This is a genomic window from Candidatus Omnitrophota bacterium, assembly GCA_041650805.1.
Classification (GTDB): Bacteria; Omnitrophota; Gorgyraeia; order 2-01-FULL-45-10; family 2-01-FULL-45-10; genus JBAZKM01.
This window is the reverse complement of record JBAZKM010000008.1, coordinates 1-21,702: the sequence shown is the minus strand read 5'-3', so window position 1 is coordinate 21,702 and position 21,702 is coordinate 1. Positions and strand designations below refer to the sequence as shown.

Annotated in this window: 19 protein-coding genes; 17 read left to right on the top strand and 2 right to left on the bottom strand. The window is 54.4% G+C overall.

Annotated features, from left to right (window positions below; translation table 11 throughout):
- The first annotated feature begins 24 nt into the window (after nt 1-24).
- From WC515_06630 to larE, 17 genes are all read left to right on the top strand, one after another.
- Nucleotides 25-1,713, top strand: a complete 1,689-nt coding sequence (locus tag WC515_06630) for a formate--tetrahydrofolate ligase (protein MFA5147028.1) — start codon at nt 25-27, stop codon at nt 1,711-1,713.
- Between the two features lies 1 nt (nt 1,714).
- Entirely contained in the window at nt 1,715-2,323 is a 609-nt protein-coding gene (locus WC515_06625; protein ID MFA5147027.1) for a cyclodeaminase/cyclohydrolase family protein, read from the top strand.
- A 10-nt stretch (nt 2,324-2,333) separates the two neighbouring features.
- The gene (locus WC515_06620; protein ID MFA5147026.1) at nt 2,334-3,203 is read left to right on the top strand and encodes a bifunctional 5,10-methylenetetrahydrofolate dehydrogenase/5,10-methenyltetrahydrofolate cyclohydrolase; all 870 of its coding nucleotides are present in this window, start codon (nt 2,334-2,336) and stop codon (nt 3,201-3,203) included.
- Nucleotides 3,200-4,066 (top strand): methylenetetrahydrofolate reductase, encoded by an 867-nt coding sequence (locus WC515_06615; GenBank protein ID MFA5147025.1) that lies wholly within the window; start codon nt 3,200-3,202, stop codon nt 4,064-4,066. Before WC515_06620 ends, WC515_06615 begins: the two co-directional genes overlap by 4 nt.
- A gap of 100 nt (nt 4,067-4,166) precedes the next feature.
- Nucleotides 4,167-6,347, top strand: a complete 2,181-nt coding sequence (gene acsB / locus WC515_06610; protein MFA5147024.1) for an acetyl-CoA decarbonylase/synthase complex subunit alpha/beta — start codon at nt 4,167-4,169, stop codon at nt 6,345-6,347.
- A 16-nt stretch (nt 6,348-6,363) separates the two neighbouring features.
- A complete protein-coding gene (acsC, locus tag WC515_06605; GenBank protein ID MFA5147023.1) occupies nt 6,364-7,698 on the top strand; it encodes an acetyl-CoA decarbonylase/synthase complex subunit gamma in 1,335 nt (444 codons plus the stop codon).
- A gap of 7 nt (nt 7,699-7,705) precedes the next feature.
- Nucleotides 7,706-8,176, top strand: coding sequence for a transcription elongation factor GreA (greA, locus tag WC515_06600; GenBank protein MFA5147022.1), 471 nt, complete (start codon nt 7,706-7,708; stop codon nt 8,174-8,176).
- A 13-nt stretch (nt 8,177-8,189) separates the two neighbouring features.
- Nucleotides 8,190-10,088 carry an ASKHA domain-containing protein gene (locus WC515_06595; protein ID MFA5147021.1) on the top strand — a complete coding sequence of 633 codons (1,899 nt, stop codon included), beginning with the start codon at nt 8,190-8,192 and terminating at the stop codon, nt 10,086-10,088.
- Nucleotides 10,089-10,126: 38 nt separating this feature from the next.
- Nucleotides 10,127-10,825: a carbon monoxide dehydrogenase gene (locus WC515_06590; GenBank protein ID MFA5147020.1), complete on the top strand. Its 699-nt coding sequence runs from the start codon at nt 10,127-10,129 to the stop codon at nt 10,823-10,825.
- A 13-nt stretch (nt 10,826-10,838) separates the two neighbouring features.
- Entirely contained in the window at nt 10,839-11,753 is a 915-nt protein-coding gene (locus WC515_06585; GenBank protein MFA5147019.1) for an acetyl-CoA decarbonylase/synthase complex subunit delta, read from the top strand.
- A 67-nt stretch (nt 11,754-11,820) separates the two neighbouring features.
- Complete coding sequence (locus WC515_06580; protein ID MFA5147018.1) at nt 11,821-12,609, top strand: dihydropteroate synthase; 789 nt, start codon at nt 11,821-11,823, stop codon at nt 12,607-12,609.
- A gap of 13 nt (nt 12,610-12,622) precedes the next feature.
- Nucleotides 12,623-13,468, top strand: coding sequence for a 3-methyl-2-oxobutanoate hydroxymethyltransferase (gene panB / locus WC515_06575; protein MFA5147017.1), 846 nt, complete (start codon nt 12,623-12,625; stop codon nt 13,466-13,468).
- Nucleotides 13,465-14,400: a 2-dehydropantoate 2-reductase gene (locus WC515_06570; protein ID MFA5147016.1), complete on the top strand. Its 936-nt coding sequence runs from the start codon at nt 13,465-13,467 to the stop codon at nt 14,398-14,400. Before panB ends, WC515_06570 begins: the two co-directional genes overlap by 4 nt.
- A gap of 14 nt (nt 14,401-14,414) precedes the next feature.
- Nucleotides 14,415-15,215, top strand: coding sequence for a dihydropteroate synthase (locus WC515_06565; GenBank protein ID MFA5147015.1), 801 nt, complete (start codon nt 14,415-14,417; stop codon nt 15,213-15,215).
- A gap of 18 nt (nt 15,216-15,233) precedes the next feature.
- Nucleotides 15,234-16,328, top strand: a complete 1,095-nt coding sequence (locus tag WC515_06560) for an AAA family ATPase (protein ID MFA5147014.1) — start codon at nt 15,234-15,236, stop codon at nt 16,326-16,328.
- Complete coding sequence (gene mnmA, locus WC515_06555) at nt 16,325-17,416, top strand: tRNA 2-thiouridine(34) synthase MnmA (GenBank protein ID MFA5147013.1); 1,092 nt, start codon at nt 16,325-16,327, stop codon at nt 17,414-17,416. The genes WC515_06560 and mnmA overlap by 4 nt, the downstream gene beginning before the upstream one ends.
- Before the next feature lies 1 nt (nt 17,417).
- Complete coding sequence (larE, locus tag WC515_06550) at nt 17,418-18,230, top strand: ATP-dependent sacrificial sulfur transferase LarE (protein ID MFA5147012.1); 813 nt, start codon at nt 17,418-17,420, stop codon at nt 18,228-18,230.
- A 291-nt stretch (nt 18,231-18,521) separates the two neighbouring features.
- Here larE and WC515_06545 read toward each other — a convergent pair whose 3' ends face one another.
- On the bottom strand, nt 18,522-19,052 hold the full coding sequence (locus tag WC515_06545) for a hypothetical protein (GenBank protein ID MFA5147011.1): 531 nt from the start codon (nt 19,050-19,052) through the stop codon (nt 18,522-18,524).
- 172 nt (nt 19,053-19,224) lie between these two features.
- Nucleotides 19,225-20,727 (bottom strand): trypsin-like peptidase domain-containing protein, encoded by a 1,503-nt coding sequence (locus WC515_06540; protein MFA5147010.1) that lies wholly within the window; start codon nt 20,725-20,727, stop codon nt 19,225-19,227.
- Nucleotides 20,728-21,702: the final 975 nt, after the last annotated feature.

The following is a 21,702-nucleotide window of genomic DNA, read 5'->3' as shown; positions in this document are numbered from 1 at the left end:
ATGATTACCTTAATATAATATCATATGAAAGATCACGAGATCGCGCGAAGAGCCGTATTGAAACCTATAGAGTCGATCGCCTCCGCATCAGGCATAGGGAAGAGATATCTCGAGCCCTGCGGCAGATATAAAGCCAAGGTCTCGCTTGAGATCCTGGATAAGACCGCTTCCCGTAAAACGGGCACCTACGTAGTGGTGACGGGGATCACCCCGACGCCTCTCGGCGAAGGTAAGACCGTTACCACCATAGGCCTCTCGATGGCCCTGAACCGTCTGGGCAGGAGGTCCGTCTCTACGATAAGGCAGTCGTCGCTCGGGCCTCTATTCGGCATAAAGGGCGGCGGGACCGGCGGCGGGCTCTCCCAGGTCGTCCCGAGGGACGACATAAGCCTGCACCTGACCGGCGATTTCCATGCCGTGACGGCGGCCCACAACCTGCTGGCCGCGTTCCTCGATAACCATATTTACAGGGGCAACAAACTCGGCATAGACAGGGAGCGTATATTCTGGGACAGGGTGGTCGACGTAAGCGACCGGTCACTGAGACATGTCAGGGTGGGCGTTGGCGGAGGCGAATCGGGCATCGAGCGCTCCTCCAGGTTCGACATTACGGCGGCGAGCGAGATCATGGCCATACTTGCGCTCGCCGATTCATTGCCGGAGCTTTACAGGCGTATCTCCAAGATAGTGGTGGCCCTTACAGAAGATGGGGAGCCCGTGACCTGCGCCGACCTCAAGGTGGCCGGCGCTATGACGGCCCTCCTGAAGGACGCCATAAAGCCGACGCTCGTACAGACGCTTGAGCATACACCGTGCCTAATACACGCGGGCCCGTTCGCGAATATACTGCACGGGAACAGTTCCGTTATCGCCGATAAGATAGCGCTCAAGACGGCCGATTTTGTCGTTACAGAATCCGGTTTCGGGGTAGATTGCGGGGCCGAGAAGTTCTTCGATATAAAGTGCAGATACGGACGCCTCGTCCCGGATGTAGCCGTTCTCGTCTCCTCCGTAAGGGCACTGAAGGCGCATTCGGGCCGTTTCAAGGTCTCGCCCGGCAGGCCTCTCGATAAGGGTCTCCTGAAAGAGGATATAGGTGCCCTTGAAGAAGGATGCGCAAACCTGGAAAAGCAGATAGAGAATGTAAAGACGTTCGGCATACCGTGCGTTGTGGCCATAAACAGGTTCGGGAGCGATACGAAACGGGAGATCGAGACCGTGAAGAGGCGTTCCGGCGCCGCCGGCGCTTTCGCCTGCGCGGTGAGCGAGCTTTACCGTCATGGTTCCGGGGGCGGGATCGAGCTGGCGGAGGCGGTCGTCAGGGCGAGCGGCGCCAGGCGGAATTTCAGATTTTTATATCCTGCCGGCCTCCCGATAAAGGATAAGATAGAGACGATAGCAAAGAAGATGTACGGGGCCAGGAGCGTCCAGTACGGAGCCGTTGCCGAATCGGATATCGCGCTCTGGGAAGGGCTGGGCTTTGGAAGATTCCCCGTATGCATGGCCAAGACGCACCTCTCCCTTTCGCACGACCCTTCCCTCAAAGGACGGCCCCGCCATTTTGACCTGCCCGTCCGGGGCGCGCGCCTCTTTGCGGGTGCGGGGTTCATCTCGCCTCTGTGCGGGAATATAATGACGATGCCGAGTTTACCGTCCCGGCCGCTGGGCGAGAAGGTGGGCATCGACTCCAAAGGAAATATAAAGGGGATATGATATGTACATCGAAAGATCGATAAAGACGTATCTCGATGACCTCGCGGCGCGGAAACCGGCTCCCGGGGGCGGGAGTGCCGCGGCGTTGAGCGCGGCAACGGGTGTCGCGCTCATCTCTATGGTCGCCAACTATACCGTTGGGAACCCGAAATATAAGGATGCCGAGAAGAAGATAGCGGACCTCCTGGTAAAGGCAGGGAATTTTCGGGACGAGCTCGAAGAGCTGGTGGACCGGGATGTCGAGGCGTACGGAAAGCTGTCGAACGCGATGAAGACGCTCCAGAAAAATTCGCCGGAACTGGAGAAGGCCTATAAAGAGGCGGCGGCCGTCCCGTTCGAGATATGTAAGATAGCATCGGAATGCCTCAGGCTGTGCGGGGTGCTTGCGGAGAGCGGGAACAAGAACCTCGTCACAGACACGGCGATCGCGGCAATAATGCTTGAGGGGGCGTTCCTCTCCGCAAAGTTCAATGTCTATATCAACCTCAAATACATGAAGGATACGGCCTACATAGGCACGGTCCACAGGTCTCTGTCGCCTCTGGAGGGAGAGATGAAGCGTCTGAAAGAGGAGATACTGGAAAGGTGCGAGGACGTAATATCGAAATAAGGAGAATGAGATGTCGACGCTTTTAGAAGGGAAGCCTATAGCTGAGAAGATAAAAGGATCGCTGGCGAAAGAGGTCGCCGAACTCAAGGCAAAGTACGGCCGGGGCCCGAAGCTGGTCGCGGTCCAGATAGGCGAGAATGCGTCTTCCGCGGTATATGTAAAGGCGCAGAAGAAGGTCGCGGAAGGGCTCGGAATAGAGTACGAGTTGAAAGTGATACCCGGCATGGTAACGGGACCCGAGGCCGAACGGCTGATAGGGGACCTTAACAGGGACGAAACGGTCACCGCCGTCATACTCCAGCTCCCCGTCCCGAAGGGGATAGACGCCAAGGGGTTGGTCAACCTCATTTCACCGGAGAAGGACGCGGAGGGGATGCATCCCGAGAACCTGGGGAGGATAACCCTCGGGAATTATAAGGTCGGGCCATGCACGGCTATGGCTGTCATGGAACTGCTGGAGTCGACCGGGATGAAGCTTTACGGCAAAGAGGCGGTCATAGTGGGCCATTCGGAGATAGTAGGCAAACCCCTCTCTCTGATGCTCCTGAACAAATTTGTCACCACCACCGTGTGCCATATAGCAACGGGCGAGCGCGGTGTCCTGGCCGACCACGTGAAGCGCGGCGAGATACTCGTAGTGGCGGTAGGGAAGGCGGGCCTGATAAAGGGCGAATGGGTGAAAGAGGGCGCTGTCGTAGTGGACGTTGGTATAAACCGCGTGGGCGATAAGATAGTCGGGGACGTAGAGTTCGAAGCCGCGTCGCAAAGGGCGGGGTCCATAACGCCTGTCCCGGGCGGCGTCGGCCCTTTAACGACCACGATCCTGATGCGCAATACGGTCGAGCTGTACAAGAGCCAGGCCGGGGCGAGGCAAAAATGACCTTCTGCGACAAGGTAAAGGCCGGGAAATTTATCGTAACGAGCGAAATAGGGCCGCCCAAGGGCATCGACATCAAAGAGATGCTCGACGATGCCGACCTCATAAAGGGGAGGGTCGACGCGATAAACGTCACCGACCTCCAGAGCTCGGTGATGCGCCTGGGGTCCCTGGCCGTATGCCATCTCTTGAAACAACGCGGCCATGAGCCCATATTCCAGGTGACGTGCAGGGACAGGAACCGGCTTGCCTTGCAGTCGGACCTCCTATCGGCATCCGTCCTGGGCATTGAAAATGTCCTGGCCCTCACAGGGGATTATCCTACGCTCGGGGACCATCCCGAAGCGAAGCCGGTCTTTGACCTCGGTTCCGTACAGCTCCTGGAGGTCATAAGGACCCTCCAGTCGGGGAAGGACATGAAGGGGAACCCCCTTAAGGGGACGCCTAAATTCTGCGCCGGCGCCGTCGTGAACCCCGGCGCGGACCCCCTGGAACCCGAGATCATAAAGATGGAGAAGAAGATCGCCTCAGGCGCCCTCTTCTTCCAGACGCAGGCGGTATACGATGTGGAGCTGTTCAAAAGATTCCTGGAGGGCGCGAAACACCTGAAGACGGCCATATTTGCCGGCATCGTCCTTCTGAAATCGGCCGGGATGGCAAAATATATGAATAAGAACGTAGCGGGCGTATCCGTGCCCGATGCTCTTATCAGGGAGATGGAGACGACGAAAGATAAGGCGGCGACGTCCATAGATATAGCCGTCCGCCTCATAAAGGAACTGAAGCCGCTCTGTCAGGGCATACATATAATGCCGATAGGGTGGGATAAGAAAGTGCCGCTCGTATTGGACGCGGCGGGGATCTAAATAGCTTTCAGCTATCAGTCTTCAGCTTTCAGCAGCTATCAGCTTTTGATCTTTTGCTGATAGCTGACAGCTGAAAGCTGATAGCTAACAAGGAGGAGCGATGTCAAAAGTTGTAGCCGGTCTCATAGTGAAGGGCGCGGAGAAGATAGTCAAAGAGGGTGAAGAGTTCCTGGCCAGGGCCATCAAAGAGAAGGGCGAAGGCCAGGCGGTGGCGTTCCCGGAAACGGCATTTTATCTTCCGCTGGCCAACGGGCTCCTGGGCGCGGAGGTGAAGGTTCTGGCGGATGTCAGGAAGGTGCTGGGCACGGCCAAGACGCTCCTGCCGAAGGTCCCCGCCGAAGATAAGTGGGATACGTTCCTGAAGGACGCGCTCAATGCAGGCGTCGCGGCCATATTGACTGAGGAGATCATCTGCGTCCTCAGGTATCTTTACGGCGAAGAACCCCAGAAGGACTGTCCCGGATTTTTTTCCGATACCCTACTGAGGTCTCTCGGCATACAGCTCGTCGACGGCAGGATAGCCGGTATAGCCGTGGTGCTCGGCAAGGCGCCTGACGCCAAAACGGCGGTCAGCATCGTGCGCGACCTGCAGAAGAGGAACATCCTGACGCTCGTAGGCGGTAACGTGGACGGGACCAGCATAATAGAGCAGCTCAAGGAGGGCGGGCTCCATATGGGGCTTGAGTCGTATGTCGTGCCGTTCGGCCGGGATACGATCTCCGTAGTATTCGTCCTGAATTTTGCCATAAGGGCGGCGCTCACGTTCGGCGGGATAAAGGCCGGCAATACCAGGGCGTGCGTCGATTATATAAGGGAGAGGGTGCCGGCGTTCGTCCTGCTTCTGGGCGGCGTGGATGAGGTGAAGGCGGCGACAGGCGGCGGGGCGCTCGCGGCGGGCGTGCCCATCATAACGGACCTCGACCTGCCCGAGATAAAGGTCCCCGGGGTATGCGCCCACGAAGAATGCCTCGTCAAAGAGCCGGACCATTCGAAGATAGTCCAGAAGGCGATCGAGGCGCGCGGGATAAAGATAAAGGTGGCCAAGGTCCCCATACCGGTCCCGTTCTCCGCGGCATTCGAGGGCGAGCGGGTGCGGAAAGAGAATATGTATGTCCAGTTCGGCGGGAAATATTCGGCCGCCTTCGAATATCTTAAGATGAAGAAGATGGACGAGATCGAAGACGGGGCGATAAAGGTCGTCGGCCCGGAGGCGGATGCGATGACGGAGGGCGGCAGTTACCCGCTCGGGATATTCGTGGAGGTCGCCGGACGGAAGATGAACATGGACTTTGAGCCGATACTGGAACGGCAGATACACAAATTCCTGAATTACGCGATGGGGATATTCCATATGGGGCAGAGGGACATGAACTGGGTGAGGATATCCAAAGACGCCAGGAAGGCGGGATTCAATATACGCCATTTCGGCGATATCCTGGTCGCAAAGCTCCACGATGAATACGGCGCGATAGTGGACAAGGTGCAGGTGACGCTCTATACGGATAAGAAAGACGTCGACAGGATGCTGCCCGAGGCGCGGAAGGCGTTCGCCTCACGCGATGAGCGGCTGTCCGGCATGACGGACGAATCGGTCGACACGTTCTACAGCTGTACGCTGTGCCAGAGTTTCGCCCCCGACCATGTCTGCGTCGTGAGCCCCGAGCGCCTGGGCCTGTGCGGGGCATATTCATGGCTTGACGCAAGGGCGGCGCACGAGATAACGCCCACCGGCGGCAACCAGCCGATCAAGAAGGGGAAGGTGCTCGACGCGCCAAAAGGCGTCTGGCACGGCGTGAACGATTTTGTTAAGGATAAGTCGCACCAGAAGACGTCCGTGATGTCGATATACTCGATCATGGATTCGCCTATGACTTCATGCGGCTGCTTCGAGTGCATAGTGGCGATAGTGCCGGAGGCGAACGGTGTCATGGTGGTGAACAGGGAATACGCGGGCGAGACGCCGGCCGGGATGAAGTTCACGACGCTGGCAAGTTCCGTCGGCGGCGGCGCGCAGACGCCCGGTTTCCTGGGTGTAGGGCGTCTATATATAACGAGCAAAAAGTTCATATCTGCCGAAGGCGGGCTTAAGCGGGTCGTCTGGATGCCGAAGGAGCTCAAGGAGGCGCTTTCGGATAAGCTGAAGAAGCGGTGCGCCGAGATAGGCGAGCCGGACCTTTTCGGCAAGATCGCCGACGAGACGGTGGCCACCGACGCGGCTGCGCTTGTGGAATACCTGGAGAAGGTAAAACACCCGGCATTGGGCATGCCGCCTTTGGTATAACTCACGAGGAGAATACATGGCGTTATCAGGACTCGATATCTACAAATTGCTGCCTAAGACGAACTGCAAGGAGTGCGGGTTCGCTACGTGCCTTGCGTTCGCGATGGCGCTTGCGCAGAAGAAGGTCTCGCTCGACAAGTGTCCGCATGTGACCGCCCAGGCCAGGGAGGCGCTTGAGTCGGCCAGCCAGCCGCCGGTGAAGCTGGTCACGATCGGGGCGGGAGAGGCGAAGACAGAGATAGGGAACGAGACGGTGATGTATCGTCACGAGCAGAAGTTCTATCATCCGGGCGCGGTCGGCTTCCTTATGGAAGATACCCTTCCCGCCACTGCTATAGACGAACGTCTCGGGAAGATAGAGGGCCTAAGGTTCGAACGCGTAGGCCAGGTATTGAAGCCGGAGATCATCTGCCTTAAAAATTCATCCGGTAAGAGAGACCCGTTCCTCGGCCTGCTGAAGAAGGCCATGTCCGCCTCACGTCTTGCCATAGCGTTATATACGGACGATGCGGTCGTGCTTGAGGAGGCCTTGAAGCTGTGTGGGCCCATCCGTCCGCTCGTGATATGGGACGATGACGCGACCCTCGAGAAGGCGGCGACTATAGCCAAGAACTACAGGGCGGCCCTTGCCATAAGCGCCGGAAGCGTCGAAGAGGCGGCGGCTCTCACCGACAGGGTCAGGAAGAGCGGTGTAGACGAGATAGTGATCAATATAAAGGGCAAGGGGCTCTCGGATACGATACAGGACTTTACGCTGATCCGGAGGACCGCGCTGAAGAAAAATTTCCGTCCGCTCGGTTACCCGGTCATGGCATTCACCGGTTCTTCCGGACAGGACCAGGAACTGGCCGAGGCGGTATCGTACATTCTCAAGTATGCAGGCATCGTCATAGTGAAGAATATAGAGAAAGAGTTCGTCTTCCCGCTTCTGGTGGCGCGGCAGGATATTTACACCGATCCGCAGAAGCCCGTGCAGGTGGAGCCGCGCATATATGAAATAGGCAAGGTCTCAACGCATTCGCCGGTCCTGGTCACGACCAACTTCTCGATCACTTACTTCACGGTGGCCGGCGAGGTGGAGTCGAGCAAGGTCCCGTCGTATGTCATCTGCTGTGACGCCGAGGGGATGTCCGTCCTGACCGCATGGGCGGCGGAGAAGTTCACCGCGGAGAGGATCACCGATACTATCGCAAAGTCCGGCATCGGGCAGATGGTTTCGCATAAAAGGATCGTCCTGCCGGGGTATGTCGCCGTATTGAGCTCGAAGCTGGAAGAGCTTTCGGGATGGAATGTCCAGGTGGGTCCGCGGGAGGCCTCCGGGATACCGGCATTCTTAAAAGGATGGAAATGAGGGTACGATGAAAAAGGTATATCTTACGCAGAAGGGGTATCAGGACCTGACGAAGGAGCTTGAGCACCTCAAGAAGACGAAGAGGCGCGACGTGTCGAAGGCCATAGGAAAGGCGCGCGAACTGGGCGACCTGAGCGAGAACGCGGAATACCACGCCGCCAAGGAAGAGCAGGGGCACATAGAGAAGCGGATAGCGGAGCTAGAGACGACGCTGGCCAATGCCACGATCATAGAGAATACGGAGATGAGCGTGGATGAGGCGAATATAGGCGCTACGCTCACATTGAAAGATATGGATTCGGGCGAGGAGATGTCCTATTACCTCGTATCTGAGGAGGAGGCCGACATCGCCGAGAACAAGATATCGATCACCTCACCGGTGGGGGCGGCCCTGATGGGCCATAAGGTAAAGGAGATCGTCGAGATAAAGGTCCCGGCAGGCATTCTGAAATATAAGATACTTAAGATAACCAGGTAGCCGAAAGCTGAAGATGAGCGAATTCACCGTAAAGTTCAAACCGGGAGATAAGACGGTCCGCGTGGCGGGCGGGACGGACCTCCTGACGGCCGCTTTCAGGGCGGGCGTCATACTCAACTCCAGCTGCGGGGGAGAGGGACTGTGCGGCAAATGCAAGATCATTGTAAAGAAGGGCACGGTGAAGAGCTCCTCTTCGCGGCTTATAAGCGAGGCCGACCGTAAGAAGGGTATGGTCCTTGCCTGTGAATCGATAGTCGAGAGCGACGCGGAGGTCATGGTTCCTGCAGGGTCGCTCGATATGCAGGAGAGGTTCGAAAAGAGGCGCGAAAAGGCGGAGGAGTTCCCCAAAGGCGTCATAACGAAGAGGGAAAATGTTTACGCCCGGCTGCCGCTCGTTCGTAAGATATATACCGAGATACCGAAACCGACTATTGACGACAACCTTAGCGACCTGGACAGGATATACCGCGCGGTGGAAGCGAGGTCGGCGGGGCCTTTTGTGATGACGAAGCTCGCCAACGTAAAGCATCTGAGCGACCTCCTGCGGGACAGCGACTTCAGGGTGACGGTAGCCGTCAGCCACAGGGAAGGCGCCACCGAGATACTGGCGATAGAACCGGGGGACACGACGGCGGCCGGTTTTGCCTTCGCGTTCGATATAGGGACGACTACGGTCACGGGACAGCTCATAGACCTGAATACGGGAGAAGTACGAGGGACCCGCATCTCATATAACAGGCAGGCGCGGTTCGGGGGCGACGTCATAACGAGGATAATCTACGGCTCCGAGCCGAAGGGGCTTGAGGAGCTTAATGAGGCGGTCCTCGATAACATAAACGAGATAGTGGAAGAGCTGGCCGAGGCGTGCTCTATCCGCCTGACGGACATATATGCGGCGGTATTCGCGGGCAATACGACTATGATGCATCTCCTCTTCAAGGTGGACCCGGCCAATATACGCAAAGAACCTTATGTCCCGACGATGACATCGTTCCCGGTGATGAGCTCATCCGAGGCGGGTGTCGAGATAAACCCCAAAGGGAACATATTCTCTTTGCCGGGGGTGAGCACCTATATCGGCGGCGATACGGTCGCGGGGGTCCTTTCGTCCGGGCTCTTTGAGGCGAAGGCCCTTACGCTCCTCGTCGATATAGGCACGAACGGAGAGATAGTGCTGGGCAACGACGAATGGATGATGGCCTGCGCGGCGAGCGCCGGCCCTGCCTTTGAGGGGAGCGGCCTGACCTGCGGGATGAAGGCGGTGAAGGGGGCCGTCGAAAAGGTGAAGATAGGCAAGGACCTCGGCATTGAGATCGAGACCGTCGGCGGCGGAGCGGCCAGGGGGATATGCGGTTCCGGCTACATCGACCTTCTCGACCAGATGCTGAAGAGCGGGATCATGGGCAAGGACGGCAAGCTTAATAAAGACGCCGCCCCGAAAGCGGTAAGAGAAGGGAAGGCCGGCAGCGAGTTCCTCATCAGGGCGAAGGGCGAGGACCGCGCCGCAGGCGATATAGTCGTCAATGAGGACGATATCGAGAACCTGAAGCGGGCCAAGGGAGCGATCTACAGCGCCATAGTGACCCTCCTTAACAAAGTCGGTAAGACGCTGGCGGATATCGAGAAGATATATATAGCGGGCGGGTTCGGGAATTATATAGGGATAGACTGCGCCGTCTCCATAGGGCTCCTTCCCGACATCGACCGTAAGAGATACGAGTTCATCGGAAATTCGTCGCTTGCCGGCGCGCGCATGTCGCTCCTGTCGCAGGAGGCCTTTTCCAGGACGAAAGAGATATCCGGGGGTATCACCTACCTCGACCTCAGTTCCGAGCCCGGTTACATGGACGAGTACATAGCGGCGCTCTTCTTTCCGCACACGGATATCCGGAGGTTCCCATCGGCACGATAATAGCGCTTAACGGAAAAGGCGGGACCGGGAAGACGACGTTGTCCGCCCTGATCATAGGGCATCTGGCGGGTAAAAAGGCGGGGAGCGTGCTGGCGGTCGACGCGGACCCTAACTCGACCCTCCACGAGGCGCTGGGAGTGGAGGACCCCGAGACGATAGTCGGGGTGGTCGAAGAGATCGCCAAAAATATGGAGAGCATCCCACAGGGCGTGACCAAGGAACGGTTCATAGAGATGAAGGTCCAGGAGGCGCTTGGTGAGGAGAAGGGTTACGATCTCCTCGTCATGGGCAGGCCGGAAGGGCCGGGGTGCTATTGTTACGTGAACAATCTCCTCCGGGAGATGATAGGCAGAATAACCAAAAATTACGATTTCGTCGTAATAGATAACGCGGCCGGCATGGAGCATATCTCGCGGCGCACGACACGGACGATAGACAAGCTCGTCCTTGTGAGCGACCATTCCGTCGTCGGCGTCCGTTCCGCCGGCAGGATCCACGGCCTTGCGCGTGAACTGGATATAAAGATAGGCGGGTCTTTTCTCGTCCTGAATAAGGTCGCCGATGCGGCGGAGAAGGTCGATGCCGAAGTGAAGAAGACGGCCCTGGCGCTTGCAGGCACGGTCCCGTACAGCGGCGAGCTGAAACGCTTGAGCCTTGAGGGGCGGGCCGTGTCGTGTCTTGAGGACAAAAAGGTCAAAAGCGCCGTGGAGGATATAGTGAGAGAGGTATTAAAATAATACGGAGTGACTCATGGGAATAGAGATCGCGAAAGAGAAGATAGCCGGGTCGATCAATACGGTAGAGATCGGCGCAGCGGCCAGGTTGCAGGTAGGCGGCGAAACTACGCTCCCGTTCCTTTTTTCCGAAGGCGGGATGCCGAATGCGCCGGTCGTCGTGCCGGAGATACTCGACTGCGAACCGGCGGACTGGCCTGACCACCTGGCCGGGGCCGTCAAGGGCGTATCCGGGGACCCGGTGGAGTGGGCGCGTTTTATGCTCTCCGAAACCGGCGCGAAGGCGCTCTGCGTGCGTCTTCAGGGCACGCATCCCGATTACGGCGGAAAGTCACCCGACTCTGCCGGGGCGCTTATCGGGAGGATAGCGAAGGAAGTGAAGGTCCCGCTGATAGTGGTCGGCTCGGGGGATGAATCAAAGGACAGCGAGACGATGCCGAAGATAAGCCAGGCGCTCAAGGGCGGGAACTCTCTCCTTGGGATCGCCACGCAGAACAATTATAAGACGCTGGCCGCCACGTGCCTGGCGGACGGCCATTCCATAATAGCGGAATCGCCGATCGACGTGAATATAGCCAAGCAGGTGAATATCCTGATAAGCGATATGGGTTTCGACCCCGGGAGGATAGTGATGCACCCGACTACGGCCTCCCTCGGTTACGGTATGGAGTATGTATACTCGATAATGGAGCGGGCTCGCCTCGCCGCTTTCATGGGGGATGCGATGCTTTCGATGCCGTTCATACTCTTTGCCGGGCAGGAGGTATGGCGGACCAAGGAGGCGAAAGAGTCCGGTGAGGGACAGGGCGTGAACTGGGAGATCGCCACTTCTGTGGCCATGCTCCAGGCAGGAGGGGAGATCATAGTGATGCGCCATCCGGCGGCGGCAAAGTCGGTGATCAAGTATATAGATCGTGCAATGCGGAAATAAAGCTTTCAGCTTTTGATCTTTTGCTGATAGCTGACAGCTGAAAGCTGATAGCCAAGAAGGAGTTTTTATGATAGTGATAGGTGAGCTCATAAACGGCATGTATAAGGATGTCGGGAAGGCGGTGGCGAACCGGGAGGTGGACGTCATACAGCACCTTGCCGCCGACCAGGTGAAGGCGGGCGCGAGCGTCCTCGACGTCAATACCGGACCGTATTCGAAAAATCCGAAGGACGACATGAAGTGGCTGATCGATTCGATCCGGGCAGTCACCGATGCGGCCCTTTCGATAGATTCGACAAAGGCGGATGTGGTGGAGGAGGGGCTTAAGCTGGCCGGGCGCCGCGCTATAATAAACTCGACGAGCGCGGACGATGATAAGATGGACAGGGTCTTCGGCCTCGCCGCAAAGTATAACGCGCAGGTCATAGGCCTCACCATGGATAAGGGCGGCGTGCCTAATAACAAGGATAAACGGCTGGAGCTTGCCGTGAAGATCGTCGCAAAGGCGATGGAGTGCGGGATAGCCGCCGAAGACCTATTCCTCGACCCGATAGTCCTGCCGGTCAATGTCGCGCAGACCCAGGGGAAAGAGGTGCTTGAGTCGATCCGGGAGTTCCGGCTCTTGAGCGATCCGGCGCCTCAGACGGTGGTGGGGCTCTCGAACGTCTCGCAGGGGACGAAGGCGCGCTCGCTGATAAACAGGACATTTCTGGTGATGGCGGTCGCGAACGGCCTCACCTCGGCGATCCTGGACCCGCTCGACAGGGACCTTATGGACGCCATGATATCGGCGGAACTGGTGCTGAACAAGAACATATATTGCGATTCGTTCCTGGACGCATACAGGAAAAAATGAACTGGAGGAAATGATGGAACGGAAGAAATTCATGATAACGGACTTTTATGAGAAGAAGCGTTCGGGCAGAAAGATCACCATGCTCACCGCTTATGACTATCCCATGGCGCGGATAGTGGACGGCGCGGGGATCGACTCGATACTGGTGGGTGATTCCCTCGGCATGGTGGTGCTCGGATACGAATCGACTGTGCCCGTGACTATGGACGAGATGATACATCACGCGAAGGCGGTGCGCAGGGGGACCAAATACGCGTTCCTTATAGGCGACATGCCCTTCATGTCGTACCAGGTATCCAAAGAGGAGGCGGTACGCAACGCCGGGCGGTTCATGAAAGAGGCGGGCTGCGACGCCGTGAAGCTCGAAGGCGGGGACGAGGTCTTCGAGGCGACGGCGGCGATAGTCGACGCGGGTATCCCGGTCCTGGGCCATCTCGGGTTGACCCCGCAGAGCATCTCGAAGCTGGGCGGCTACAGGGTGCAGGGCAAGTCGGCCGAGTCGGCGAAGAAGATCCTCGACCAGGCGCTGAAGCTGGAGAAGGCGGGGTGTTTCGGCATAGTCCTCGAATGCGTGCCGGACAAGGTCGCCCGCCTGATAACGAAAGAGCTGCGCATAGCGACCATAGGCATCGGCGCGGGGCCGTACTGCGACGGCCAGGTCCTCGTCACGAACGACATGGTGGGCCTCTTCGACAGGTTCGTGCCGAAGTTCGTCAAACAGTACGTCAAGCTGTCGTCTCTCATAGGGGACGGCGTGAAACAATATAAGGAAGAGGTGGAGGGCGGGAAGTTCCCGGACGAAGCGCACAGTTTCGTCATAAAAGAGGAAGAGCTGAAGATGCTGGGGAAGAAAAGATGAAGATCGCGATCGTCGGACCGGGAGCGCTGGGGTGTCTCGTTGCGGGGTTCATCAAACACCGGACCAAAGAGGATGTCTGGCTTATCGACTATTCCAGGGAGCGGGCCAAGAGGATAAGCGACGGCGGGATCAGGATAGAAGGCGCCGCCGGCTCTCCCGCGGTGAAGTTGAACGCTACGGCAGACCCGAAAGACGTCGGGCCGTGCGACCTCGTCATCATATCGGTGAAGAGTTACTCCACCGAGGAGGCATGCAAGGGGATAAAGGAGCTCGTGTCGGACTCCACGCATGTCCTGAGCCTGCAGAACGGCATAGGCAACGTGCAGATACTGAACGACCAATTCGGGCCGGAACGGGTGATCGCGGGCATAACCAACCATGGCGCAACGCTCCTCGATGTGGGGAATGTGCGGCATGCCGGAAAAGGGGAGACGGTGATAGGCAGACCCGACGGGCGGCTCTCGGGCCCGTTGAGAGACATAGCTAATCTCCTGGCAAAGGCCGGCTTCGAGACGAGGGTATCGAAAGATATAGATTCCGTCATATGGGGCAAGCTCATAGTGAACGTCGGCATAAACGCGCTCACCGCCATAACGCGTCTTCATAACGGGCAGCTGGTCGAGCATGAAGAGACGCGCGAGCTCCTGCGCGCATCGGTCCAGGAGGCGATGAGGATAGTCAAACGCAAGAGGATAAAACTGGCCTACGACGACCCCATCCAGAAGGTCGAGTCGGTCTGCAAGGCGACGGCGAACAATATATCGAGCATGCTCCAGGACGTCCTGAATAAAAAGCGGACGGAGATCGATTTTATAAACGGCGCGATCGTCAGGCAGGGGAAGGCGCTCGGGATACAGACGCCGGTGAACGATACGCTGACGAATATAGTGAAGTCGCTGGAAGCCAGTTACGAAAAATCCGTCACTAAATAGCTGAAGAGGGGCCGATGCTGATAATAGGCGAGAGGATAAATTCCACGCGGAGGAGCGTCCAGGCTCTCATCACCTCGCATGACGCGCCCGCCATCCTGAAAGCGGCGAAGGAGCAGCTTGACGCGGGGGCCGACCTCATAGACATAAACTGCGCGATGGGGAGCGGCGATGAGCTTGCGGATATGGATTGGGTGATGAACGTCATCCAGGGCGGGTTCAGGGACGCGAGTATCTGTATCGACAGCCCCAACCACCTTGCTATCGATAAAGCCCTGACGGCTTATAAGGGAAAAGGCCGTATCATGCTCAACTCGATAAGCGGCGAGGAGGAGAGGATCAGGCATATATTGCCTCTTGCCGTTAAGCGTAAGGCGAAGCTTGTCGCGTTGACGATGAACGATAAGGGTATGCCGGAGACGGCAGAAGAGAGGTTGATGATCGCGAAGGATATCCTGGCGCGGGCGGTCAAAGAAGGCATGGATCCGGAAGACCTCTATTTCGACCCGCTCATACGGCCCATAGCGACTGAGCCGAAGCAGGCATCCGAGTTCCTTAAGTCGATCCCTATGATAAAGGGCCTCGGTGGGGTGAAGACGGTATGCGGGCTGTCGAACGTCTCGTTCGGCCTGCCGGACCGCAGCCTGATAAACGCGGCATTCCTCGCGATGGCGATCCACGCCGGCCTTGACGCGGCGATCATGGACCCTCTCGACAGGAACGTGATCTCCGTCCTGCGCGCCTCCGAGGCGCTCCTCGGCACCGACGAGTACTGCGCCGGCTACATCAAGGCATTCAGGGATGGTCGGCTGATATAAAATTTTATCCGGAGTAAAATGGCAAAGAAAATATTCGTAGCGGCGACGATGCAGAATGACGGCAAGACGACCGTATCGCTCGGCCTCATCGCGGCCCTCAAGAAACGTTTTGACCGGATCGGATTCATAAAGCCGATCGGCCAGCGCTATCTCATGGAGCAGGGCTATAAGGTCGACGAGGATTCCGTCCTCATCGAGGAGGTCTTCGGCATAAAGTGCAACATCAAGGACATGTCGCCCGTAGCCATAGAGAAGGGCTTCACCGAACGCTATATACAGAAAGGCGCCGACGAGGACTACGCGAAACTCATAAAGGCGTCCTATGAACAGGTCGCCAAGGATAACGACCTTGTGATAATAGAAGGGACCGGCCATGCGGGCGTGGGTTCGGTCTTCGGCCTTTCCAACGCGACCGTGGCAAAGCTCCTCGACACCAGCGTCCTTCTGATATCGTCCGGCGGCGTCGGCAAGCCGATCGACGAGGTCTGCCTCAATAAGGCGCTCCTGGACAAGGAAGGAGTGAAGCTGGCCGGCGTCATAGTGAATAAGGTGCTCCCCGAAAAATATGAGAGGATCTCGCGCCTGGTCCGCATGGGGCTGGAGCAGAAAGACCTCAACGTCTGCGGCGTCCTGCCGTACCAGAAGGTCCTCGACATACCCACCATGCGCGAGATAATGGAGGAACTGAAGATCGAGGCCCTGTACAAGGGGCACGACCTGGACAGGCCCGCCGAAAAGGTGCTGATCGGCGCCATGAACGTAAAGGACGCGCTGGAGTTCCTGGAGGATAACTGCCTCATGATAATCCCCGGCGACAGGGACGATATGATAAAGGCGGCCTGCGAGATAAATGCCGGCAAGCTCAAGAAGAGGTACAGGGTCTCCGGGGTCATATTGAGCGGAGGGATACTTCCCAACCGCGGTTCGATGAAGGCCCTGGAGAGGTCCGGCATACCCGTCCTCATCACGAAAGAAGATACATATTCGATCGCCTCCCGCGTCCATTCCCTCGTAGTGAAGCTGAAACCGCAGGACATCTCCAAGATCGACATCATAATAAAGATGGTCGAGAAGTATATCGATATAGATAAGATACTTGCCGCCCTGAGATGATACCTCGATCCGAAAAAGTAGCCGTTGCCATGTCCGGCGGCGTCGATTCGTCGCTCGCCGCGGCGCTCCTCAAGCGCTCCGGGTACGGCGTCATCGGCGTCACGTTCAAGATGTGGCCGAAGGAGGAGTGCGGATCGAGCGTAGGCCGGTCCTGCTGTAACCTCGAGGCGATCACCAGGGCGCGCGCGGTAGCCGGGGACCTCAAGATACCTTATTATGTCCTCGACTTAAGCGCGGAGTTCAAGAGGGACGTCATCGACTATTTCTGCGAAGAGTACCTCAGGGGTTCGACGCCGAATCCATGCGTCATCTGTAACGATAAGATAAAGTTCACGCTCCTCCGCGAGAAGGCAAGGGCTCTCGGCGCGGACCTCATAGCGACGGGCCATTATGTCAAGGCGCCGTTCGACAGGAAGCGGAAGAGGTTCGTGATAAAAGAGGGCAGAGATAAGGCGAAGGACCAATCGTATGTACTCTTCGGTCTCTCGCAGGACCAGCTGGCGCACGCGCTCTTCCCGCTCGGAGATCTCACCAAAGATAAGACGCGCGTGCTTGCAAAGAGGTTACGGTTGAAGGCATATGATGCCGTCGAGAGCCAGGACATATGTTTCGTGCAGGACGCCCATTACGGCGACTACATCAGGAAGAAGACGGGTGTCGCGTTTGGCGAAGGTGATATCGTAGATAAAGACGGCAAGGTCCTCGGCCGGCATAAAGGGATACCGTTCTATACGATAGGCCAGCGTAGGGGGATGGGCATAGCGTATAGTGAACCCTTGTATGTCACGGGGATCGATATAGGGAATAATCGCATCATCGTCGGGACGAAGAAGGACGTCCTGAAGCGCGGCCTGATAGCGCATCGCCTGAATTGGGTCGCCATAAGCGGCATAGATAAGCCGCTCAAGGTGAAGGCGAAGATACGGTACAATCACAAGAAGGCACCCGCGGTCGTTACCCCGATAGGCGTGGACCTGGTGAGGGTCGATTTCGACGAACCGCAGGAGGCGCCGACGCCGGGCCAGGCGGTCGTATTCTACGAGCGCGACGTCGTCCTCGGCGGAGGATGGATAAGGGAAGGAATATAGGATGAGTCCACGGTCCACGGTCCACAGTCCACAGTTAAAAAGAATATTGAAAAAGCTGAAGAGCGTTGTCGTCGCATACTCCGGAGGACTCGATAGTACGTTCTTGCTCAAGGTTGCGGTCGATGCGCTCGGGAAGCGGAACGTGCTCGCCGTTACGGCACGGTCCGAGACATATCCGCTATCGGAATATAAAGAGGCGAGGCGGCTCGTGAAGAAGATCGGTGCGCGCCACCTTACGATATATACGAGAGAACTCGGGATAAAGAACTTCAGGAAGAACCCGGTCAACCGTTGCTACTACTGCAAAAGGGAGCTCTTCAGGAAGCTCGATTCGCTGAAGTCCAAATATGGCATGAGCTTCGTGATAGATGGGACGAATTACGACGACCTCAAGGACGTTCGGTACGGGCGGAGGGCCGCCAAAGAGCTCGGTGTGAAGAGTCCGCTCCTCGCGGCGAAACTGACCAAGGACGATATCCGGCGACTCTCGAAGCGTCTGAAGCTTCCCACATGGGACAAGCCGTCATTCGCATGCCTCGCATCGCGCGTGCCGTTCAATATGAACATCTCGAAGCAGGACCTTGCCAGGATAGACAGGGCAGAGGCATCCTTGAAGCGGCTCGGTTTCAGGCAGGTGAGGGCGCGGCTGCATAAAGAGACAGTCCGCCTCGAATTCTATCCGGATGACTTCAGGAAGGTCCTGAGCGCGAATATCCGCCATCGTCTCGTCCGCGACCTCAAATCCCTCGGATTCAAATACGTCACCCTCGACCTCGAGGGCTACCGCACTGGCAGTATGAATGTAACGACGTAAAATTTTTACGGGTCCCCTCCTTTGCAGCTTCTGCCATTCAGAGATCTTTTGCTTCGGAGGGCAGGCTGCCGCTCCCTCGCCTTTTGTTTCTATAGGGCATTCAACGCTCTCGAGGCGTATCAATGACAGATCGTGGATCCTAGGCGCCGTAGTGCCCTAATACTCCAAAAGGCTCGGTCGCGTCATACTAAAAAATTTTACAAAGAGGGGCCAGACACCTTTTTACGGATTTCTTTCTAGGGGAGGGTGGATGATATTTCTAACCTGGCAATTCTAACCAGGTTAGAATTGTTAAAGGGGTTTGATTTCTGTTTTTAATAAACGACGAGCATGGAGAATATCCTCCATCTCTTTCCCGTGAAGCAATTCCTGGATTCCTAACTCTTGCCTCATCCCATCTGCTAATGCTGCGATACCAGCATGGTACTCATCAAAAAAGCCGTTGGGGTCTTTTGCAACGTTATCAGGTGTCTTTCTAAACAATGGCTTAGTTATTCTTAAAATGTCAGAGCTTATATATAGGCTTCTCTGTAAAAGATAGTTAAGGATATCTATAAATTTTTCGGATAGCTTAGCTGGTTGAACTGCCTTTATATCCTTGTTTAATGCAAATACAAATTCGTGAACAGTTTCTCGTGTGTCCATCGCTTTATATAAAAGCGTTTCATACGTTTCTAATTTTCGTTTATGATAGAATTTTCGATACTCTGACCTTTCCGCATCTTTTAATTGCCTTTTCCAATAATAGTTATTTAATAATGCCGTTATGAATGCCGTTGTTATTGCTACGAGCAAACTGATTAAAAGAGTATGCGTATCCATTTATCCTTTCCAATTTTGTTCATACTAATCGGTCCGTTCTTTAGAAAATAAGGACACATCCCTATCTTCTAAATAAATCGGCCGTGTTCCTATTTTTTAAGAATAGGAAAATAGGGACAGCTACCATCTCTTCTGCCTCAAAAACGGTCGCCGTTCCTATTTTCCTTACTGATTAGAATAGCTTGACTGTTTTTGTCAAAACTTCGCCCTTTCTTTCAATTTTGAATGTATATTTTTCTCCTGCCTTTGTTTTTTTCTGAAATTCTGTGTAGTCCATTTGAGTTTTGAAATCAACCCCATCAGCTACCCCTAATAATATATCATTTTTTTCAATGCCGGCCTTATCTGCTGCTTTGCCTTTTTGTACATCCAAAACAATTGGACGACGTGTTGAAAATCTAAAAATCAATCCAAGATGGCCAAATTTTTTGTTTTCGTCTGCAAGGTCTTCCGGATTTCTTTCTCTATTTTGGTATATTAAGATAAAAAGAGGAAGCACCGATGCCTCTATTTTTGGGTTGTCTTTCTTGATCTTTTCCATAAATGTTGTAACAAAATCTTTGTCAAACCTTCGGACGCATATTCCCATTTCATCGCTTGCCGATTTCGCTTTAGCCCAATCGGGAGAAGGGAAATATACACCGAATGCGTTGGGAGACTTATTTTCAAGCGCTGCTATTAATTTATTCGAGGATTCCAGAGCTTCGCTTATAGAGTTAATTACTCCTTCCTTTAATTTTTGCAATTCTGTATCAGATGTACTAATCTCATTCAAGTCTTTATACGCAGTTTTGAGTACTTGATTTGCAGTATAAATATCGGGATTAATAGCAAATTTGTCATTTTTGAATTTATACTTATGAGGCTCGCCGGTTTTTTCTAAACCTTCAACGCTATTTTCCCACGATGCAAATAACATACTGATTGCATTGTTGGTCTTTTCTAATACCTTCTTATTGTCTACCTGTTCAGATTTCTTTAATTCTGATAGCATAGATTTATCTTTTTCAAGGCCTGCAAATTCTTTTAATGTGCACTTAATTGGACTATTTATCATGCCCCTGGCGTAATTAATTGGAACAGAAAAATTTAAGTTCTGTCCAAGAGTGTCTGACATGGTTGCTATACCAATAACTTCTCCGCTCAAATTAAATACAGGACTACCGCTACTTCCAGCAGATATTGGGGCACTTATTTGATGGAGTTTATACCCCTCCCCCGTATCTCTTATTTGTGATAATAAACCATCTGATATTGAATTTTCTAGTCCATGGGGGTTACCTATGACAACTATCTTTTCGCCAACTTTAGTATTATTCGAATTGCCTAAATTCACCGTAGGTAAATCAAAGCCCTTTATCCTAATAACAGCAACATCCTGTCGAGCGTTATAGTCTATTACCGAAATATCATCAAATACGTCACCGTTCTTGAGTTTCACCATTGCGGGGTAGGCGCCCTCTATAACATGATAATTTGTTACTATAACTCCATCACTCTTAACTATGAAGCCACTTCCTAGCCCTACTTCTTTATTATCTTTCACAGTTGCTATTAGGACTACTGAGTTTCCGTATTGTTCCATAATTTGTGCGGGGGATAATTCATCGGCACTATAAACGCTTATTGTAAATAACAAACAGCCCAAAATAAAAAATATAACTATTTTTTTCATGTAATCTCCTCTATAATTTAAGCCGTCCGTGCTCTCATCGGGTAATGTAAAAGTTATTTACTGACTTCTGTTCTTTTTGTGTTTTTGGGGACGGTTCTCGTGGGCATCCTATTCCTTTTGGTGCCATCCTAGTTGGGGACACCCTAGAATCGGATAGGGTGGCACTTTGTGGGATGGCACCTTTTATCGTAGATGAGGGACACTTCTGAGATTGCCTCTCGAACCGTCCCCAAACATTTAGTTCTGTAATGCCATCTCCTTTTAGTTTTATTTTTTAATATCTATTATCGTCTAATAGCGGTAATTATGAATCCGAATATTAAAAACCCACAACCTATCTTAAATAACAATGGGTGCAAGAATGAGGCGAGATAAACTTTTATCGGCTTTTTATTTATCAGCCTTACTCTTTCCTGATATGCACCTTCAAGATTTCTGCCAAATGAAAAAGCAATACAAAAAGTGCCTATTATGTTGAGAAGCAAATCAATATTCTTGACTATCCAAATCATCTTGCACCTCGGGAAGTTTTACCTTATCGTTTTGTTTCTGCTATTTCGGTGCCATCCTAGTTGGGGAAACCCTAGAATCGGATAGGGTGGCACTTTGTATGTTTTTGGGGACGGTTCTCGTGGGCATCCTGGATCTGTCCCTCAGCCAATCCCAGACCTGTCCCCAAAAGGGGTCTGACCCCTATTTTTAAAATGTTTTAGTTCTCCAATAAAAAAGGCACCGGTGGTTGCCAATGCCTTACCATCATTTATCTGTAATGATCTACTGCCATGGTGCGCCTCTCAGAGATGATTATAGCACCGTTGAGAGAGGAGTCAATGAGGAAATAGAGGGGTGGAGCGGGCGGAAATTTTTACGGGTGACCCCAAATTTTTATAAAGGAAAAATTTGGGATAATCTATAGGCTATTAAAATACTAAAATTTCACAGAGGAAATTTTAGTATGACGCGACCGAGCCTTTT

Bases quoted from the DNA above. Each gene is read 5' to 3' on its own strand.
- WC515_06580 (MFA5147018.1), top strand. From the start codon at position 11,821: ATGATAGTGATAGGTGAGCTCATAAACGGCATGTATAAGGATGTCGGG.
- greA (MFA5147022.1), top strand. From the start codon at position 7,706: ATGAAAAAGGTATATCTTACGCAGAAGGGGTATCAGGACCTGACGAAG.
- WC515_06625 (MFA5147027.1), top strand. From the start codon at position 1,715: ATGTACATCGAAAGATCGATAAAGACGTATCTCGATGACCTCGCGGCG.
- WC515_06565 (MFA5147015.1), top strand. From the start codon at position 14,415: ATGCTGATAATAGGCGAGAGGATAAATTCCACGCGGAGGAGCGTCCAG.
- WC515_06585 (MFA5147019.1), top strand. From the start codon at position 10,839: ATGGGAATAGAGATCGCGAAAGAGAAGATAGCCGGGTCGATCAATACG.
- WC515_06570 (MFA5147016.1), top strand. From the start codon at position 13,465: ATGAAGATCGCGATCGTCGGACCGGGAGCGCTGGGGTGTCTCGTTGCG.
- WC515_06630 (MFA5147028.1), top strand. From the start codon at position 25: ATGAAAGATCACGAGATCGCGCGAAGAGCCGTATTGAAACCTATAGAG.
- WC515_06620 (MFA5147026.1), top strand. From the start codon at position 2,334: ATGTCGACGCTTTTAGAAGGGAAGCCTATAGCTGAGAAGATAAAAGGA.
- WC515_06595 (MFA5147021.1), top strand. From the start codon at position 8,190: ATGAGCGAATTCACCGTAAAGTTCAAACCGGGAGATAAGACGGTCCGC.
- acsC (MFA5147023.1), top strand. From the start codon at position 6,364: ATGGCGTTATCAGGACTCGATATCTACAAATTGCTGCCTAAGACGAAC.
- larE (MFA5147012.1), top strand. From the start codon at position 17,418: ATGAGTCCACGGTCCACGGTCCACAGTCCACAGTTAAAAAGAATATTG.
- panB (MFA5147017.1), top strand. From the start codon at position 12,623: ATGGAACGGAAGAAATTCATGATAACGGACTTTTATGAGAAGAAGCGT.
- WC515_06540 (MFA5147010.1), bottom strand. From the start codon at position 20,727: ATGAAAAAAATAGTTATATTTTTTATTTTGGGCTGTTTGTTATTTACA.
- WC515_06560 (MFA5147014.1), top strand. From the start codon at position 15,234: ATGGCAAAGAAAATATTCGTAGCGGCGACGATGCAGAATGACGGCAAG.
- mnmA (MFA5147013.1), top strand. From the start codon at position 16,325: ATGATACCTCGATCCGAAAAAGTAGCCGTTGCCATGTCCGGCGGCGTC.
- WC515_06615 (MFA5147025.1), top strand. From the start codon at position 3,200: ATGACCTTCTGCGACAAGGTAAAGGCCGGGAAATTTATCGTAACGAGC.
- acsB (MFA5147024.1), top strand. From the start codon at position 4,167: ATGTCAAAAGTTGTAGCCGGTCTCATAGTGAAGGGCGCGGAGAAGATA.
- WC515_06545 (MFA5147011.1), bottom strand. From the start codon at position 19,052: ATGGATACGCATACTCTTTTAATCAGTTTGCTCGTAGCAATAACAACG.